At 31.6% G+C, this 17,845-nt stretch carries 16 protein-coding genes, 3 tRNA genes and 1 rRNA gene; 19 read left to right on the top strand and 1 reads right to left on the bottom strand.

Annotation, left to right across the window (positions count from 1 at the left end; genetic code table 11):
• Positions 1 to 227: 227 nt before the first annotated feature.
• The 12 genes from rrf (at position 228) to disA (ending at position 10,680) form a co-directional block, all read left to right on the top strand.
• Positions 228 to 344, top strand: a 5S ribosomal RNA gene (rrf, locus tag CLCOS_RS11165).
• A gap of 5 nt (positions 345 to 349) precedes the next feature.
• Positions 350 to 426: transfer RNA gene (locus CLCOS_RS11160), tRNA-Ile, on the top strand.
• 3 nt (positions 427 to 429) lie between these two features.
• Positions 430 to 505, top strand: a tRNA-Ala gene (locus CLCOS_RS11155).
• 54 nt (positions 506 to 559) lie between these two features.
• A tRNA-Asn gene (locus CLCOS_RS11150) sits at positions 560 to 634 on the top strand.
• Positions 635 to 856: 222 nt separating this feature from the next.
• Entirely contained in the window at positions 857 to 2,941 is a 2,085-nt protein-coding gene (fusA, locus tag CLCOS_RS11145) for an elongation factor G (RefSeq protein WP_063599787.1), read from the top strand.
• A 130-nt stretch (positions 2,942 to 3,071) separates the two neighbouring features.
• Entirely contained in the window at positions 3,072 to 3,311 is a 240-nt protein-coding gene (locus CLCOS_RS11140; protein WP_013240721.1) for a hypothetical protein, read from the top strand.
• A gap of 219 nt (positions 3,312 to 3,530) precedes the next feature.
• Positions 3,531 to 4,013, top strand: coding sequence for a CtsR family transcriptional regulator (locus CLCOS_RS11135; RefSeq protein WP_013240720.1), 483 nt, complete (start codon positions 3,531 to 3,533; stop codon positions 4,011 to 4,013).
• A gap of 73 nt (positions 4,014 to 4,086) precedes the next feature.
• The gene (locus tag CLCOS_RS11130) at positions 4,087 to 4,635 is read left to right on the top strand and encodes a UvrB/UvrC motif-containing protein (RefSeq protein ID WP_013240719.1); all 549 of its coding nucleotides are present in this window, start codon (positions 4,087 to 4,089) and stop codon (positions 4,633 to 4,635) included.
• Between the two features lie 2 nt (positions 4,636 to 4,637).
• Positions 4,638 to 5,678 carry a protein arginine kinase gene (locus tag CLCOS_RS11125; protein WP_063599788.1) on the top strand — a complete coding sequence of 347 codons (1,041 nt, stop codon included), beginning with the start codon at positions 4,638 to 4,640 and terminating at the stop codon, positions 5,676 to 5,678.
• 20 nt (positions 5,679 to 5,698) lie between these two features.
• Positions 5,699 to 8,140: an ATP-dependent Clp protease ATP-binding subunit gene (locus CLCOS_RS11120; protein WP_063599789.1), complete on the top strand. Its 2,442-nt coding sequence runs from the start codon at positions 5,699 to 5,701 to the stop codon at positions 8,138 to 8,140.
• Positions 8,141 to 8,245: 105 nt separating this feature from the next.
• Positions 8,246 to 9,601 carry a DNA repair protein RadA gene (gene radA / locus CLCOS_RS11115; RefSeq protein ID WP_063599790.1) on the top strand — a complete coding sequence of 452 codons (1,356 nt, stop codon included), beginning with the start codon at positions 8,246 to 8,248 and terminating at the stop codon, positions 9,599 to 9,601.
• Between the two features lie 14 nt (positions 9,602 to 9,615).
• Positions 9,616 to 10,680, top strand: coding sequence for a DNA integrity scanning diadenylate cyclase DisA (gene disA, locus CLCOS_RS11110; protein WP_013240715.1), 1,065 nt, complete (start codon positions 9,616 to 9,618; stop codon positions 10,678 to 10,680).
• Between the two features lie 39 nt (positions 10,681 to 10,719).
• On the opposite strand, the gene CLCOS_RS11105 is transcribed toward disA, so the two are convergent.
• Complete coding sequence (locus CLCOS_RS11105) at positions 10,720 to 11,124, bottom strand: hypothetical protein (RefSeq protein WP_013240714.1); 405 nt, start codon at positions 11,122 to 11,124, stop codon at positions 10,720 to 10,722.
• A gap of 303 nt (positions 11,125 to 11,427) precedes the next feature.
• Between CLCOS_RS11105 and CLCOS_RS11100 the strand changes: the two genes are divergently transcribed.
• The 7 genes from CLCOS_RS11100 to sigH all read left to right on the top strand — a co-directional run bounded on the left by CLCOS_RS11100 (position 11,428) and on the right by sigH (position 17,767).
• Entirely contained in the window at positions 11,428 to 12,555 is a 1,128-nt protein-coding gene (locus CLCOS_RS11100; protein ID WP_063599791.1) for a PIN/TRAM domain-containing protein, read from the top strand.
• 3 nt (positions 12,556 to 12,558) lie between these two features.
• Positions 12,559 to 13,251, top strand: a complete 693-nt coding sequence (gene ispD / locus CLCOS_RS11095; RefSeq protein ID WP_063599792.1) for a 2-C-methyl-D-erythritol 4-phosphate cytidylyltransferase — start codon at positions 12,559 to 12,561, stop codon at positions 13,249 to 13,251.
• Between the two features lie 281 nt (positions 13,252 to 13,532).
• Positions 13,533 to 14,930, top strand: coding sequence for a cysteine--tRNA ligase (gene cysS, locus CLCOS_RS11090; RefSeq protein WP_063599793.1), 1,398 nt, complete (start codon positions 13,533 to 13,535; stop codon positions 14,928 to 14,930).
• A gap of 26 nt (positions 14,931 to 14,956) precedes the next feature.
• Entirely contained in the window at positions 14,957 to 15,382 is a 426-nt protein-coding gene (locus CLCOS_RS11085; RefSeq protein ID WP_013240710.1) for a Mini-ribonuclease 3, read from the top strand.
• Between the two features lie 360 nt (positions 15,383 to 15,742).
• Complete coding sequence (gene rlmB, locus CLCOS_RS11080) at positions 15,743 to 16,543, top strand: 23S rRNA (guanosine(2251)-2'-O)-methyltransferase RlmB (RefSeq protein WP_063599794.1); 801 nt, start codon at positions 15,743 to 15,745, stop codon at positions 16,541 to 16,543.
• Positions 16,540 to 17,052: an NYN domain-containing protein gene (locus CLCOS_RS11075; RefSeq protein ID WP_063599795.1), complete on the top strand. Its 513-nt coding sequence runs from the start codon at positions 16,540 to 16,542 to the stop codon at positions 17,050 to 17,052. Before rlmB ends, CLCOS_RS11075 begins: the two co-directional genes overlap by 4 nt.
• Positions 17,053 to 17,125: 73 nt before the next feature.
• Complete coding sequence (sigH, locus tag CLCOS_RS11070) at positions 17,126 to 17,767, top strand: RNA polymerase sporulation sigma factor SigH (RefSeq protein WP_013240707.1); 642 nt, start codon at positions 17,126 to 17,128, stop codon at positions 17,765 to 17,767.
• Positions 17,768 to 17,845: the final 78 nt, after the last annotated feature.

Genomic DNA, 17,845 nt, shown 5'->3' with positions numbered 1-17,845 from the left:
GAACACGAGGAGATAGGTCAGAGGTGTAAGCAGGGCAACCTGTTAAGCTGACTGATACTAATAGGTCGAGGGCTTGACCAAATAAAAACGAAAGAAAAAAAGTTTACTGTGCAATTTTGAGAGGACAAAGTTCTTCTTTAACTATAAAATTTTTATAGTTAAATTCATGTTTAGTATTGACAGTTGTTTAAAAGCACTGTATAATATAAAACTGTAATAAGAAAATATCTGGTGGTAATGACGTGAAGGTAACACCCCTTTCCATACCGAACAGGAAGGTTAAGCTTCAGGGTGCCGATGGTACTGCAGGGGAGGCTCTGTGGGAGAATAGGTCGCTGCCAGGTAATAAGGATCTTTAGCTCAGTTGGTTAGAGCAACCGGCTCATAACCGGTGGGTCCGGGGTTCGAGTCCCTGAAGGTCCACCATGCGGGGGTATAGCTCAGCTGGGAGAGCATCTGCCTTGCACGCAGAGGGTCAAGAGTTCGAATCTCTTTATCTCCACCAAAACGAGTAACATTTTGTTACTCGTTTTTTAAAGAAATACACTGCATAGATTGTTCCGTGGTAGCTCAATGGTTGAGCATTCGGCTGTTAACCGAAGGGTTGGAGGTTCGAGCCCTCTCCACGGAGCCATTTTTATTTTTTGAATTTATTTAATTAAAATAGATTAGTAAAAATAAACCAAAGGTAGCTCACCTTTGGTTTATTTTTTATGAAGTGCATATTTTAGGTACTTGTTTTCATAGATAATAATATAAAAGTAAAATTATTTTGAAAATTTAATTAATTGTAGGAGGAATTTTAATTAGCAAATAGAATATATAATTAATCGAAAAGTAAGGGGAGGGATTGCTTATGAAAAAATATTCAGTAAATAATTTAAGAAATGTAGGATTTATTGGACATAGCGGTTCTGGTAAAACTACATTAACAGAAGCAATACTTTATTACACAAAAGTTATTGATAGGTTTGGAAGAATTGAAGATGGAAGTACTGTTAGTGATTACGATATTGAAGAAAAAAAGAGAAAAATATCCATAGCTTCATCTTTAGCTTCTTGTGAATGGAAAAATACAAAGATAAATTTAGTTGATATGCCAGGATATTTTGACTTTATAGGAGAGACTATGGAAGGACTGAGGGCAATTGATGTAGCTATAATTGTTTTATCAAGTGTATCTGGAATTCAAGTGGGAGCTGAGAAATCTTGGAGTGGTGTCAATAAAAGTAAACTTCCTAGAGCTTTTTATATAAATAAGTTGGATAGAGAAAATTCAAATTTTGATAAAACATTGGCAGAATTAAAAGAAAAGTTTGGTATGTCTGTAGTACCAATTCAATATCCTATAGGAACGGAAAATAATTTTAAAGGAATTGTAAACGTTATTTCAGGAAAAGCTAAAATAATGAATAATAAGAACATAGCAGAGGAAACTACTATACCAAAAGATATTTTGGATAAAATCACAAAATGTAGAGATATGGTTATGGAAGCTGTGGCAGAAACAGATGAGGAACTTTTAGATAAATATTTTAGTGAGGGTACTTTAAGTGATGAGGACATTTACAAAGGATTAGTAAGAGGCTGTTCAAGAGGTGAAATTGCACCTGTAATGTGCGGATCTGCTGTAAATGGGATAGGAATAGATACTTTATTAGAAGATATAATCCAATGTTTCCCATCTCCTGAAACTTCAGAGGTAATTGATGTTAATTTAGAACAAAAATCACAGGTTGTAGTCAAAGTAGATGAAAAAAGTCCATTTTCAGCTTTTATTTTTAAAACTATAGCTGACCCTTTTGTAGGTAAGTTATCTCTATTTAGAGTTATGACTGGTAAGCTTAAATCAGATATGACAGTATATAATGTAAAAAAAGATAAAAGTGAAAAAATAGGAACCTTATATTTTTTAAAGGGAAAACAGCAGATACCTGTATCGGAAATAGGAGCTGGAGATTTGGGTGCTGTTGCTAAACTACAATTTACCAGCACAGGGGATACCTTATGTGATCCATCGTCTTTGGTCGTATTTAAAGATATTGAATTTCCAGAACCAGTAATTTCTATGGCCATGCTACCTAAATCTAAAAATGATGAGGATAAAATATTTAATGGATTAAGTAAATTGTTAGAGGAAGATCCTACTTTTAAGATATCTAGAGATATAGAAAATGCAGAGACTATAATTTCTGGACAGGGTGAAGTTCATATTGACGTGATATCATCTAAATTAAAGTCTAAATTTGGGACGGATGTTATTCTGAGAGAACCAAAAGTACATTATAGAGAAACAATAAGGAAAACCTCAGATGTACAGGGCAAACACAAAAAGCAATCAGGAGGACATGGACAGTATGGAGATGTAAAAATCAAGTTTGAGCCAAGAAATGATAATGAAGATGATTTAGAATTTGTGGATAAAGTAGTAGGGGGAGTAGTTCCAAGACAGTATATACCGGCAGTTGAAAAAGGGCTTAGAGAATGTATTAGTCATGGGGTTTTAGCTGGATACCCTATAATAAGGATAAAAGCTACATTACATGATGGATCATATCATCCAGTAGACTCTTCAGAAATGGCTTTTAAGGTAGCAGCATCTTTAGCCTATAAGAAAGGAATTTTAGAAGCTGATCCTGTATTATTAGAACCAATTTTACATGTAGAAGTATGTGTCCCTGAAGAGTATATGGGAGATATAATTGGGAATATAAATAAACGAAGAGGTAGAGTACTGGGAATGGAAACTTCCGGCAAGAATCAGATAATAATAGCTGAAGTACCTGAAGCAGAAATGTTTAAATATGCTACAGATTTAAGGTCCATGACTCAAGCTAGAGGAAGTTTCAATATGAAATTTGAAAGATATGAAGAAGTCCCAGACGTTCAAGCAAATAAGATAATAGAAAGCAAAAATAAAATAAAAGTTAGGCAAGAATAAATTTCAGCCTCAATAGAATATAATTCTATTGAGGCTTTTTAAAACTAAATATTGTGTATATTTTAATTCACTACAATGAATAATAATTTTATTAATCATTAGATGAACTTTTCAATTAAGGAGAGATTATATGTCTGAATATAAAATGAGCATAAAAGGTAAAATTACTTTAGAGGATTATAGTAGTATATATGATTATATAGCAATAGTAAATAAAAATGATAAATTAACTATAGTTGTAGATAGCAATGAAAATGAAAATGTAGAGATAGTATGCAATATGTTAAAAAATAAGTATTTTACTGTTAATCCAAATAGGCCCTGTGATGGAGGAAAGTATTGTATAAAAGCATTTAAGAATGAGGATTAAATTATTCTACAGGGTGACTATTCTTATTTAACACATATAAACAGTATACAATAGTATGTATTAGAAGTATGTATTAGAAAAATGGAGAAAATAGTATTTGAACTTAGTATTTATGTATAAAACAAATATATTTAGTGAAATATAGAAGTTGAATAAAACCTAAATTAATAATATTATTAATTTAAGGTCAAAGAAAGTCAAAGTCAAGAAGGTGGTAAATTGGCAAGATTATCAGATATAATAGAAGACTTTATAAAAGAAATGCTTAATAATAGTGAGGAGACTAAACTTCAAATTGGAAGAAACGAACTAGCTAATTATTTTAGCTGTGCGCCCTCCCAGATAAATTATGTATTGACTACTAGATTTACTATGGATAAAGGTTACTACATAGAAAGCAAGAGGGGCGGCGGCGGATGTATAATTATACGAAAAGTAGAATTTGACTGTAATGAGAATTTACTTAAAAGTATAATAGAAAAAATAGGGGATACCATAACATACAATACTGCTGCACAGCTTATAGAAACGCTACTTGAAGAGCAAGTTATAACGGAAAGAGAAAACATAATATTAAAGACTATAATAAATGATAGGACACTAAATATTGCATTGAATAATAAAAATAAATTGAGGGCAGATATATTAAAATCAATTATAGTAGTTATATTTAGAAGCCCTAAATTTGGTATGAATAGATAGATAAATATATGATATAATATTTATTGTATTAAATTACATTAAATGTTAATCATATATGCATAGGAGTGATGATATGATTTGTGATATATGTAAGAAGAATGAGGCTACAGTTCATATAACAAAAATAATAAATGGTTCCAAGCAGGATATTAATTTATGTGAAAAATGTGCTATGGAAAAGGGAGAACTTAATTTTGTACCTCAAATAGACTTTGTTTCTCCATTTGGATTTCAAAATATTTTAAGTGGAATTATGGATTATATGACAAGTGGCAATAATGAAGAACATAAAACCTTTGATATATCTTGTAAAACTTGTGGTACATCTTATAGTGAATTTAAAAAAACAGGTCTTTTAGGATGCAGTGAGTGCTATAAAAATTTTAGTAATATTTTAGGACCTGTAATTAAGAGGGTTCAAGCAAATTTAGGCCATACAGGTAAAATACCTAAAAATCAAGGAAAAAGTATTATTGAAAGAAATAAGCTTTTGAAGTTAAAGTCAGATCTTCAAAAGGCAGTATCCTTAGAGGAGTATGAAAAAGCAGCAACTATAAGAGATGCTATAAAAGAAATTGAGAAACAAGTTCATGTGAGCAACGAAAATAGGAAGGAGGGTTAACTTTGAATAATTGGACGACTACTTGTGATGACAGCAACGGCGGTTTGGTAATAAGTAGTAGGATAAGATTAGCTAGAAATTTGGCTGAAGTTCCATTTCCACATAAATTAAATGAAGAAAAAAGCAAAGAGGTAATCAAACTAGTAGAGAATGCTTTTTATACACCTTCTAGTAATAAGGACACATTTAAGACTAATTATTTGTGGGAAGAAACTGATAATGAGAAGCGAAATTATCTGGAAAAGCACCTTATAAGTAAAAATTTGATAGATAACAGCCACAAATCTGCTTTTATAATAGATAATCAGCAGACTATAAGTATTATGATAAATGAAGAAGATCATATTAGAATTCAATGTATAACAGCAGGGTTAAATTTAGAAGAAGTGTATAATGTAAGTGATAAAATAGATGATTTATTGGAAGGAAATTTAAAGTATGCATTTGATGAAAAGTTAGGTTATCTTACAGCATGTCCTACTAATATAGGAACGGGACTTAGAGCTTCTGTTATGCTGCATTTGCCAGCACTTTCTTTAAACAATCAGATGAATGGATTTTTAAATGCATTATCTCAAGTTGGAATGACTGTTAGAGGATTGTATGGTGAAGGTTCAAAGGCCATAGGGAATATATATCAAATTTCCAATCAGGTTACTTTAGGTAGAAGCGAAGAGGAAATACTGAGCAATTTAAAAGCTGTAGTTGTTCAGGTAACAAATGAAGAAAAGGCTTCTAGAGAAAATCTTATGAAAAAATTTAAATATGAGGTAGAAGATAAAATTTACAGAGCATTGGGTATATTAAAATCAGCAGTGATTTTAAATGTAAATGAATGTTTCAAACTTTTGTCTGATGTAAGATTAGGCGTTGAAATGGGAATAATTAAGAATATAAGCAAGGCAACTTTGAATAATCTTTTAGTAAGTACACAGCCTGCTACAATACAAGATGGAAATGAGAAAATTTTATCAGCCATTGAAATGAATCTTAATAGGGCAAAAATTGTAAAAGAAAAATTAAATATTGATAAAGTTCAATAAGAAGGATGGTGAAATATACTATGATGTTTGGAAGATTTACGGAAAGAGCACAAAAAGTATTAGTTTATGCTCAAGAAGAAGCACAAGCACTTCAACATGGATATGTAGGTACAGAACATATACTTTTGGGAATATTAAAAGAAGAAGGAATATCCAGGAATCTTTTAAGTGATATGAATGTAAACATTGAAACAGTAAGAAATTTTATAGAAGAATATGAGGGTAGGGGAGAAATAAATTTGTACAATAAGGAAATCCCTCTTACTCCAAGGACAAAAAGGCTTTTAGAGCTAAGTTTGTTTGAAGCCAGAAATCTAAACCATAACTATATAAGTCCAGAGCATATCCTACTTGCACTTATAAGAGAAGCAGAGGGAGTTGCGTTTACTATTTTAAATAATTTGGGAGTAGATTTTAATAAGCTGAGGAAGGAACTTGTGGATTCACTTTCGGGAGAGCAATCATCAATGAATTCAAACAGTACTAAGAAAGAAAATGGAGAGCCAACCCCAACTTTAGATCAGTTTGGAAGAGACTTAACAGACATGGCAAAAGAGGGAAAGTTGGACCCTGTTATAGGAAGAGATAAAGAAACTCAGAGGGTTTTGGAAATACTAAGTAGAAGAACTAAGAATAATCCTTGTCTAATAGGAGACCCTGGTGTAGGTAAAACTGCAATTGCAGAAGGATTGGCAGAAAAGATAGTATCGTGTAATATACCTGAACTTTTAAGGGGAAAAAGAGTAGTAACATTAGATCTTTCTTCAATGATAGCGGGATCAAAATATAGAGGAGAATTTGAAGAAAGACTTAAAAAAGTTATGGAAGAGATAAGAAAATCAGGTAATGTAATATTATTCATAGATGAAATTCATACTATAATAGGAGCGGGAGCAGCAGAAGGTGCTATAGATGCATCTAATATATTAAAACCAGCTTTAGCTAGAGGAGAAATACAATGCATAGGAGCCACTACTATAGATGAATATAGAAAATACATTGAAAAGGATGCTGCACTTGAAAGAAGATTTCAGCCTATAATAGTAGGAGAACCTACTAAAGAGGAGGCAGTTTTAATATTAAAAGGTCTTAGAGATAAATATGAGGCTCATCATAGAGTAAAAATAATAGATGAAGCTATAGATGCAGCAGTAAATTTATCAGATAGATATATTACAGATAGATATTTACCTGATAAGGCAATTGATCTTATAGATGAAGCAGCTGCTAAAGTTAGAATACAAAATTTAATTGCCCCACCAGATTTAAAAAATTTAGAAGAAGAATTAGAAAAGGCAACTAAGGAAAAAGAGGATTCTATTAGAGTACAGGATTTTGAAAAAGCTGCTAGTTTAAGGGATAAAGAAAAGGAATTAAAAAATAAGTTAGAAGGATTAAAAACTAACTGGAAGACTAAAAAAGAAGTATCAACACTTACGGTAGGAGAAGACCAAATTGCATCAGTGGTATCTCAGTGGACCAATATACCTGTAGAGAAGTTAACTGAAAAAGAATCAGAGAGATTGCTCAAACTAGAGGAAATTCTTCATAAGAGAGTAGTAGGTCAAGATGAAGCAGTTAAATCCATTTCTAAGGCAGTAAGAAGGGCTAGAGTTGGGCTTAAAGATCCAAAGAGACCTATAGGTTCATTTATATTTTTGGGGCCTACAGGTGTTGGAAAAACTGAGTTGTCAAAAGCTTTGGCAGAGGCTATGTTTGGCGACGAAAACAATATGATAAGAATTGATATGTCGGAATATATGGAAAAGCATACAGTATCTAGACTTATAGGATCGCCTCCAGGGTATGTAGGCTATGATGAAGGAGGACAGCTTACTGAAAAAGTAAGAAGAAATCCTTATTCAGTAGTACTGTTTGATGAAATAGAAAAAGCACACCCAGAAGTATTTAATATATTACTTCAAATACTTGAAGATGGAAGATTAACCGATGGAAAAGGAAAAACAATAAACTTTAAAAATACCATAATAATAATGACTTCTAATGTAGGAGCAGCTACCATTAGAAAACAAAAGTCTATGGGATTTACTGCTACTAAAGGTGATGACAAGGAAAGTCAATATGAAAAGATGAAAGATAATATAATGGAGGAACTTAAAAATTCTTTTAGACCTGAGTTTTTAAACAGAATAGATGATATTATAGTCTTCCACCAGTTAGAAGAGGAAGATTTAAAACAAATAGTAAAACTCATGTTAAAAGATGTTTCCTCAAGGCTTAAAGATCAGGAAATAGAAATTGGATTTACAGATAAAGCGCAGGAGCTTTTGGCAAAAGAAGGCTTTGATTTAACTTATGGTGCAAGACCGCTTAGAAGAGCAATTACAAAAACTGTAGAAGATAAACTTTCTGAAGAAATGCTTAGAGGTAATGTTAAAAAAGGAGATAAAGTTAAAGTAGTTGTAGAAAAAGGAGAATTATTATTTAATAAAGTCAATTAATGATTGACTCACATAAAATTAAACTTTATACTTTTTACAGTATAAAGTTTAATTTTTATATAAATTTAGCTATTTTTATCGATTTATACAGGAAGAGATGATTCAATGGTAAAGAAAAAAACGGTTTTTGTATGCCAGGAATGTGGATATGAATCCCCAAAGTGGCTTGGTAAATGTCCTAACTGTAATAAATGGAACTGCATGATAGAAGAGATTAAGTCACCTCAGGAAGTAACATTTTCTAATATGAAATTTAGCAGCACGCCAAAAAGTATAAATAATATAAAATCTGGTGAATACGAAAGGCTAGATACTGGTATAATGGAATTGAATAGAGTTCTTGGAGGAGGTATTGTAAAAGGTTCAATAACACTTATATCCGGGGCTCCTGGTATTGGAAAATCAACTCTGCTTTTACAGACAGCCAGCAATATTGCTGAAAAATATGGGAAAGTGCTGTATGTCTCAGGAGAAGAGTCAGAAGAACAGATAAAGATGAGGGGAGATAGACTTGATTCTTTGTCTAATGATCTTTATATAGTTTCAGAAGTTAATATTGATAAAATAAAGGTTCATATAGAACAGACTAAACCCGTATTTGTAGTAGTGGATTCTATTCAGACTTTATTTAAAGAATCTATTAGCTCAGCACCGGGTAGTGTGTCTCAAGTAAGGGAAACTTCTAACGATATTATGCGTATAGGGAAGTCTAATAATATATCTTTTTTTATAGTGGCACATGTTACAAAACAGGGTGAGCTAGCAGGACCTAGGGTACTAGAGCACATGGTGGATACTGTACTGTCTTTTGAAGGAGAAAGAACTGGAGAGCTAAGAATTTTAAGAACTGTAAAAAATCGTTTTGGTACTACCAGTGAAATTGGTGTATTTGAAATGGCAGGAAGCGGACTTAAAGAAATATTAAATCCTTCTGCAGCATTTTTAGAAGATAGAGAATTTCAAAAAGAAGGTTCTGTAATTATTGGTATAATGGAAGGAAGAAGACCTATACTAGTAGAAATACAAGCGTTGGTTAGCGAAACTAAAGCAGTTATGCCAAGAAGAACAGCCGTCGGAGTAGATATTTCTAGATTAAATTTAATTTTAGCGGTACTTGAGAAAAAACTTAGAATTACATTTTATAATTGTGATGTTTATGTAAATGTAGTGGGGGGACTTAAGATAGAAGGAACTTTCGGAGATTTAGGGCTTGCACTTGCACTTATATCTAGTGCTAAATCTAGGGAAATTGGACTAGATAATCTTTTAGCAGTAGGTGAAGTTGGACTTACAAGTGAAGTTAGACCAGTATCATTTTGTGATAGAATAGTAAATGAAGCAAAAAAAATGGGATTTAGGAATATAATAATACCAGATAGAAATAAGGAAAAGGTAAATTCTAAAGATATAAATGTTATAGGTGTATCCTCCCTAAAGGAGGCATTAAATAAAGTTTTTTAATTAGGGTGATGATTTTGAGATTAGAAAAAGATAAAGAACTTAAAAGTATATTAAAACTTTTAGCACCAGGTACTCAACTTAGGGAAGGTCTTAGAAATATTTTGAGAGCTAAAACCGGTGGACTTGTAGTTTTAGGAGATAGTGAACAGATAATGAAAGTGGTAGACGGTGGATTTACCATTAATTCTGAGTACAGTTCTTCTTATATATATGAGCTTGCAAAAATGGATGGTGCTATAATATTGAGCAGTGATTTAAAGAGAATATTATATGCAAATACTCAACTTATTCCAGATTCATCTATTCCAACTTTTGAAACTGGAACAAGGCATAGAACTGCAGATAGAGTGGCTAAACAAACAGGGGCTATAGTTATTGCTATTTCTCAAAGGAGAAATGTCATAACCGTATATAAAGGATACATTAAATATGTATTACAGGATAGTAGTGTTATGCTTGGAAGGGCTAATCAAGCACTACAAACTTTAGAAAAGTACGTCTCTGTACTTGATGGCGTTGTTAACAATCTTAATATTTTAGAGTTTCAAGATATAGTAACATTATTTGACGTAATGACGGCTATCCAAAGAACTGAAATGGTAATGAGAATAGTATCAGAGATTGAAAGATACATATGTGAACTTGGCAATGAAGGAAGATTAATTTCAATGCAATTAAATGAATTAATTAAAAGCGTTGAGAGAGACGGAATATTTATGATAAGAGACTATTGTCAAAGTGGTATGGATTATGATGAAATATATAAGCAACTTCAAGAAATAAGTTCAAGTGAACTATTCAATCTTGATTGTATTTCTAAATCTTTAGGATATGCAGGAGTTCCTCTAGTTGATACATTGATATCACCAAGAGGATACAGAATGTTAAATAAAATTCCTAGAATACCAACTAATGTAATAGAAAATTTAGTGAAAAATTTTAAGGAGCTTAAAGGTGTTATGGAAGCATCTTATGAGCAGCTTGATAGAGTTGAAGGAATAGGAGAAGCTAGGGCCAGAGCTATAAAGAATGGATTGAGAAGGCTTAGAGAACAAATCATGATAGACAATAAGTTTTAAGCACAAAATAATATGACTGGTATTATTTTGTGCTAGAAATTATCTGAAAGAATACTTACCTAGGGTATTTATTTTGTCATACTCTTTTAAAAGTATGTCATATAGATTTATATCCAGCGTATTACATAAACAAGTAAGATAAAATAAATTATTTCCTATTTCGTTTTGTATTACATCTCTACAGTTGTCACATAGCTTACCTTTTACATGTGTACTTAAGCAAGATCTTAGGGATTCAATATCCAAAGTATTATCTTCGGATGGAATATGTTGTTTCTTACCACAAACTTCTATACATCCGCAATTAGTAATAGATTTTGCAACAGCTCTATTTATTCTAGCATTTGACTCCTGAAGTTTCGTAATTATATCTAAAATACTCTTATGCCTTAATAAAGATTCACTTACTGCGTTTTGAAAATTATCAAAAATTATATCTTTCATCAAGTTCAACTCCTTATATATTTAGGATATTATTTGTAAACTTTAGTTAGTACTAAGTAAAATTGCTCTATGCATATATAATAAACCAAGAATAAATTTATGAATAGGGGGATTGTCATGTGAAATAATGGACAAAAATGTTTATAAATTTTATTTTTTGGTATAATTATCTAAAAGGAGGTTGTTAAATTAAGGACGTAAAGTAAATAATTTATTAAATAAATTTGGTTTTATTGAAAAATCTAGTTTATTAATATATAGTAAGTGTAATGAAAAAACATCAATGTAGGGGAGGTGAGTCTATTGTTAAAAAAAATACTGAGAGGACTTTTTACAATAATAGGCTTAATATTAGGATATTTGTTAGGAAAGAGTGCGTTAAGTTCTGACTATTTTGCTAAAATGTTTTATCTAGCCAATAGTCCAGTTAAACAATTTTTATTTTTATCTATATTAACTTTGTTTTTTGGAATCATGTTATTTTTAATATCACCGTGGATTAATTCAATTATTATGAAAACTATGGATTATATCGAAAAGAGCCTTCAAAAACTTCCTGCAGTAGAAATATTATTAGGTGTTTTGGGAGCATTAATAGGACTTCTAATATCAGCAGTATTTCTTAACTTGTTGGAAAAGATACCAGTTGTGGGGACTGTACTTGCAGTAATAGTAGCTATACTTATGGCTGCATTAGGCGCAAATATTGCTATACGAAAAAGGGAAGAATTAATGTCCATGTTTTCTAATATAGCAACTAGTGTAGCAACTAAAAGACTTCAGGGAACTAGAGAAAAAAAATCTAAAGGGGAGCACCAACATGCACATAAAGGTTATCCTAAGGTTTTAGATACTTCTGTAATAATAGATGGAAGAATATTTGATATATGCCAAACTGGATTTATAGAGGGACCACTTGTAATTCCAAACTTTGTACTAGCAGAATTAAGACATATAGCTGATTCTTCGGATGGATTGAAAAGAACTAGGGGAAGAAGAGGATTAGATATATTAAATAAGATACAGAAAGAGTTAAATATTGATGTTCAGATATATGAAAAAGATTTTCCAAACATACCGGAAGTAGATGCCAAGCTTTTAAAACTATCACAAGTTTTAGATGGAAAAGTAGTGACTAATGACTATAATTTAAATAAAGTTGCAGAGTTCCAAGGAGTACCAGTACTTAATATAAATGAACTTGCTAATGCGGTTAAACCTGTTGTACTTCCAGGAGAAGAAATGAATGTGCAAATAATTAAGGACGGAAAAGAATCAGGACAGGGTATTGCATATTTAGATGATGGAACAATGATAGTTGTAGAAGGTGGAAAAAAGTATATAGGAGATACAAAAGGTGTGGTAGTAACTTCTGTTCTGCAAACAGCAGCAGGGAGAATGATATTTGCAAGACAAAAAGGGGATCTATAGCTTATGAATGGTAATTATGCTATTATTGTAGCTGCCGGCAAGGGAAAAAGAATGGGAACTACTATTAATAAGCAATTTATTAAAATTAAGGGTAAGCCTATATTATATTATTCCATAAGGGCATTTTCCATAAATCCTCTTATAGATGGAATTATACTGGTATGTGCAGAAACTGAGATAGAATATTGTAAAAGAGAAGTAGTAGATAAATATGGGTTTCAGAAGGTAATTAAATTAGTTGCTGGGGGTAAAGAACGTCAGGATTCGGTATTTAATGGACTAGAAGTTTTAGAAAAAGAAAACTGTAGTGTTGTTCTAATTCACGATGGGGCTAGACCTTTTGTCACTAGTAAAATTATTGATGATGGAATAAAATATTCTAATAGGTATGGGGCTTGTGCTTGTGGAGTTAGGCCTAAGGATACACTAAAAGTTAGGGAAGAAAGTGGATTTTCTTCTTCTACATTAGAGAGAAAAAGTTTATTTGCAGTTCAAACTCCGCAGTGTTTTAAATATGATTTAATTTATGACTGTCATAAAAAATTAATGAATGAAAAAATGTGTGTTACTGATGATACTATGGTAGTAGAGCGTTATGGAAATAAGGTTTATTTGTATGAAGGTAACTATGAAAACATAAAAGTGACCACACCAGAAGATTTAAATATAGCTGAAAGTATAGTTGAAAAATATTAAAGTAAGTTAAAGACCTATAAGTTTCCATGATGTTATGGATACTTATAGGTCTTCCTTATCTAAAGCAATAGGGATAAAAATATTAATAGCACTTAAATAAGTTATAATAATGTGATAAAATATTTAGGGAATTTAAATCGAAATTAGAGTAAAAATTTTATCCAATAGCTATCTATTGCAGATGAGAAATTCTAAGAATTTTATTTGGTGTAAAAAACTTTATTTATATTTTTAATTTAGCTTATATAAATAGAGAAACTAAACAAGGAGGCCAAAATATCATGAAAATTTTTAATACAATAACCAGGGAAAAGGAAGAATTCGTTCCATTGGATTCCGATGAAGTAAAAATGTATGTATGTGGCCCTACAGTATATAATTTTTTTCATATAGGCAATGCAAGAACTTTTGTTGTGTTTGATACGGTTAGACGGTATTTAGAGTACAAGGGATATAAAGTAAGATTCGTGCAAAATTTTACGGATATTGATGATAAGATGATAAAAAAAGCACAAGATGAGCATATAACTGTAAAAGAACTGGGAGATAAGTTTATAAAAGAGTATTATAAGGATGCGGATGCCTTGCATATAAAAAGAGCTACTGTAAATCCTAGAGCTACTTTATACATAACAAAAATAATTGAATTTATAGGAGATTTAATAGATAGAGACTATGCCTATGAGATAGATGGGGATGTCTATTTTAGTACAAAAAAATTTAGCAATTATGGAAAACTTTCCGGACAAAATATAGATGATCTTAGAGCAGGAGCTAGGATAGATGTTGATGAGAGAAAAAAAGATCCTATGGATTTTGCAGTTTGGAAGGGGCAAAAACCTGGTGAACCTGCATGGGAAAGCCCTTGGGGAATGGGAAGACCGGGATGGCATATAGAATGTTCTTGTATGGCGCATGATTTACTAGGAGAAACTATAGACATACATGCAGGAGGGTCTGATTTAATGTTTCCCCATCATGAGAATGAAATAGCTCAAAGTGAAGGTAGGACCGGTAAAACATTTGCTAGGTATTGGATGCATTCTGCTTTTGTAAATGTAAATAACCAAAAGATGTCAAAATCATTAAACAACTTTTTTACTGTAAGGGAAATTCTGGAAAAGTATGAACCGGACGTAATAAGAATGTTTATGCTATCAGGTCATTATAGAACTCAAATAAATTTTAGTATGGAACTTTTAGATTCTACAAAATCAGCGTTAGATAGATTGTACAATTCAATAACAAATTTAGAAAATCTTTTAGATAATAAAGAAGACATACCAATTTCAGAAAATGAAAAAGAGTATAGAAATAAATTAGGTAAGTACAAGCAAAGATACATTGAAAAGATGGATGATGACTTTAATACAGCAGATGCTATATCTGTAATTTTTGACCTGGTAAAGGATATAAATATAAGCATAAATAAGGATTCCTCTGTGGAAGTAATTAGGGATTCGCTCAATTTAATAAGGGAACTGGGAGCTCCACTTGGAATACTACAGCAATCTAAACGAGGAAGCATTGAAAAAGAAATTGAAGCTTTAATAGAGAAGAGACAAATAGCTAGAAGTGAAAAAAACTGGGCACTTTCCGATAAAATAAGGGATGATTTGAAGGCGCAGGGAATAGTATTAGAAGATACACCAGAAGGAGTAAGATGGAAAAGAGTATAGAGATTATAATTTAACGGGGGATAAAGATGGAAAATGATTTGTTAGAGATAAGAATGAGTGAAGCAGAGGTAAGACAGATGAGTCCCCTTGCACTTGCGTTTATTGGAGATGCTGTATATGAGGTGTTTGTAAGAACTTACTTAGCCAGTGAACACAGAAATATGTCTGTACACAATTTGCATGTGGAAGCTATAAAATTTGTAAAGGCACATTCTCAAAGTGAAGTTATAAAAAAACTGGAACAAGAGTTATCTGATAGAGAAATGTATTTTTTTAAAAAAGGACGAAACGCTAAGTCAGGGACAGTTCCTAAAAATGCAGATGTACAGGAGTATAGATTTGCAACTGGATTTGAAACATTAATTGGCTTTTTATATTTAATAGGTAACCGAGATAGATTAAATTATTTATTTAGGTTTATAATAAACTTGAAGAATAAAGGGGGATTTTAATTGGCATTAAAGGTTAAGCTAATTGAATATACGCCTAATTTGTTTATCCGATGACTACCTGCTCTAATAATCCCACGCACTCTGTGAAAGCGACTATCACCAAATCAAAGATTTGGGATATCTGCTTTTCTCCAAGTGGGATTAAAGAGTAGCTACGTCCCTGGATAACGATTCCTAAGCATCAGGTGGAGTCAAAACTCCATCTGATGCCAAGAACTTTGTTTATGAACTGCGGACCTTCCTGTGTAAATGGATATTGCTCGGAAGGGAAATGACTTGTGGAAAATTATAAGAGATACGAAAGAAATATAAGGTAGACGAAAAAAGTAAATAAGAAATTGAGGTATAAAGGGTAGGATTATGAAAAATAAGTATAAAAAATCAACGAACTTGACAGATAAAACTGAGTTTAGAGAGGATTTAATTGAAGGCAGAAATGCAGTTATTGAAGCTTTAAAATCAAGTAATACAACTATAGAACAGATTTTTCTTGCAGAGGGAAATATGTCAGGTTCTATAAATATAATACTTGCTAAAGCTAAAGAGAAGCATATAGTTGTAAAACAGGTGGATAGAAAAAAGTTAGACAAAATTTCCCAAACAGGAGCACATCAAGGAGTAATTGCACAGATAACTCCCTATAAATACTGTGAAGTAGAGGATATACTAGAATACGCCAGAGAAAAACAGGAAGCTCCTTTTATAATTGTATTAGATGAAATAGAAGATCCCCATAACTTTGGTGCAATAATAAGAACTGCTGAAATATGCGGTGCTCATGGAATTATAATACCTAAAAGAAGAAATGTGGGAATTACGCCTGTAGTATATAAATCCTCTGTAGGAGCAGCAGAGTATATGAAGATATGTAAAGTTACAAATTTAAATACTACAATAGAAAAATTAAAGAAAGATGGTATATGGGTATATGGGGCTGATATGAGTGGAGAAAATTATTGCTTTGATGTCGATTTTAAGGGACCTGCGGCTTTAATAATAGGAAGTGAAGGAAGAGGAATAGCTAAATTGACTAAAGAAAAATGTGATGTGTTGGTAAAGATACCTATGGTAGGAAGAGTATCATCCTTAAATGCTTCTGTGGCAGGTGGCATATTGATGTATGAAATATTAAAGCAAAGAATAAAATGTGGTAGAAGTTGAGAAATATTTTTGTAGATGGATATAATGTTATAAATAGTTGGCCTAAGTTAAATAATATAAAAAATTATAGCCTTGAAACCGCAAGACAGTCGCTTATAGAAACTTTAAGCAATTACTCGGTATATAAGGGCTATAAAGTTTTTATAGTATTTGATGCCCATATGGTATCGGGAAGCTTAGAAAAAAAAGAAAAAATTAATAAAAATGTTGTAGTAGTATTTACTAAAGAGAATGAGACGGCAGATAGTTTTATAGAAAGAACTGTAAACAATATAGGACGTAAAAATGAGGTATTTGTAGTAACTTCTGATTCGCTGGAACAGCAAGTAACATTTCAAAGGGGCGCTGTTAGAATGTCTTCTATTGAATTTTATCATGAAGTTAATAATGTTGAGAACCATATAAAAAGTAAAATTGAAAAGAAATATCACGAGCAAAGAAATACTTTGGAGGATAGCATAAAAGAGGATGTATTGGAAGTACTTGAAAAGATTCGTAAAAGTGACTAAAATGTATTGACTATAAATTTACTTTTAATGTATAATTGTAGCAGTGGTTTATAATTATGTTGGAGGGGATATCTTGGATAATAGGAGTTATAATGCTAGGAAAGTTTCCCCCTTTGAAGAAAAATTAGATGAAGAAATAGTTATTGAAGCAAAAAAAGGGGATGTAAGTGCTCAAGAGTACCTGATAAATAAATATGGAAATTTTGTTAAATCAAAATCAAAGTCATATTTTTTAATCGGTGCGGATAAGGAGGATATCTACCAAGAAGGTATGATAGGTTTATATAAGGCTATAAGAGATTTTAAACCAGATAAGTTATCATCTTTTAAAGCTTTTGCAGAACTTTGCGTGACCCGTCAAATAATAACTGCTATAAAAACTGCTACTAGACAGAAGCATATTCCATTAAATACATATATATCTTTAAATAAGCCTATATATGATGAAGAATCAGATAGAACTTTATTGGATGTTTTGTCTGAAACTAAGGTGGCAGATCCCGAAGAACTTGTAATTGGAAGGGAAGAGCTAAATCATATACAAAGTGAAATAGGAGAAGTGTTGTCAAATTTAGAAATGGAAGTACTTATGTCTTATGTGGATGGAAAGTCATATCAAGAAATTGCATGTGATTTAGATAGACATGCCAAGTCTATAGATAATGCTTTACAGAGAGTTAAAAGAAAATTGGAAAAATGTTTAATTCATAAATAAAAAATAGTATATTGACAAAAAAATATACTTGTATTAGAATTAATAACTGATATGTTACTTTTGATATTTAATTGAAGT

Source organism: Clostridium coskatii (assembly GCF_001675205.1).
Classification (GTDB): Bacteria; Bacillota; Clostridia; order Clostridiales; family Clostridiaceae; genus Clostridium_B; species Clostridium_B ljungdahlii.
The sequence above is the reverse complement of the archived record's forward strand: the minus strand, read 5'-3'. Positions and strand labels throughout refer to the sequence as shown.

Bases quoted from the DNA above. Each gene is read 5' to 3' on its own strand.
- radA (WP_063599790.1), top strand. From the start codon at position 8,246: ATGGTAAAGAAAAAAACGGTTTTTGTATGCCAGGAATGTGGATATGAA.
- cysS (WP_063599793.1), top strand. From the start codon at position 13,533: ATGAAAATTTTTAATACAATAACCAGGGAAAAGGAAGAATTCGTTCCA.
- CLCOS_RS11120 (WP_063599789.1), top strand. From the start codon at position 5,699: ATGATGTTTGGAAGATTTACGGAAAGAGCACAAAAAGTATTAGTTTAT.
- CLCOS_RS11085 (WP_013240710.1), top strand. From the start codon at position 14,957: ATGGAAAATGATTTGTTAGAGATAAGAATGAGTGAAGCAGAGGTAAGA.
- rlmB (WP_063599794.1), top strand. From the start codon at position 15,743: ATGAAAAATAAGTATAAAAAATCAACGAACTTGACAGATAAAACTGAG.
- fusA (WP_063599787.1), top strand. From the start codon at position 857: ATGAAAAAATATTCAGTAAATAATTTAAGAAATGTAGGATTTATTGGA.
- CLCOS_RS11130 (WP_013240719.1), top strand. From the start codon at position 4,087: ATGATTTGTGATATATGTAAGAAGAATGAGGCTACAGTTCATATAACA.
- ispD (WP_063599792.1), top strand. From the start codon at position 12,559: ATGAATGGTAATTATGCTATTATTGTAGCTGCCGGCAAGGGAAAAAGA.
- CLCOS_RS11140 (WP_013240721.1), top strand. From the start codon at position 3,072: ATGTCTGAATATAAAATGAGCATAAAAGGTAAAATTACTTTAGAGGAT.
- CLCOS_RS11105 (WP_013240714.1), bottom strand. From the start codon at position 11,124: ATGAAAGATATAATTTTTGATAATTTTCAAAACGCAGTAAGTGAATCT.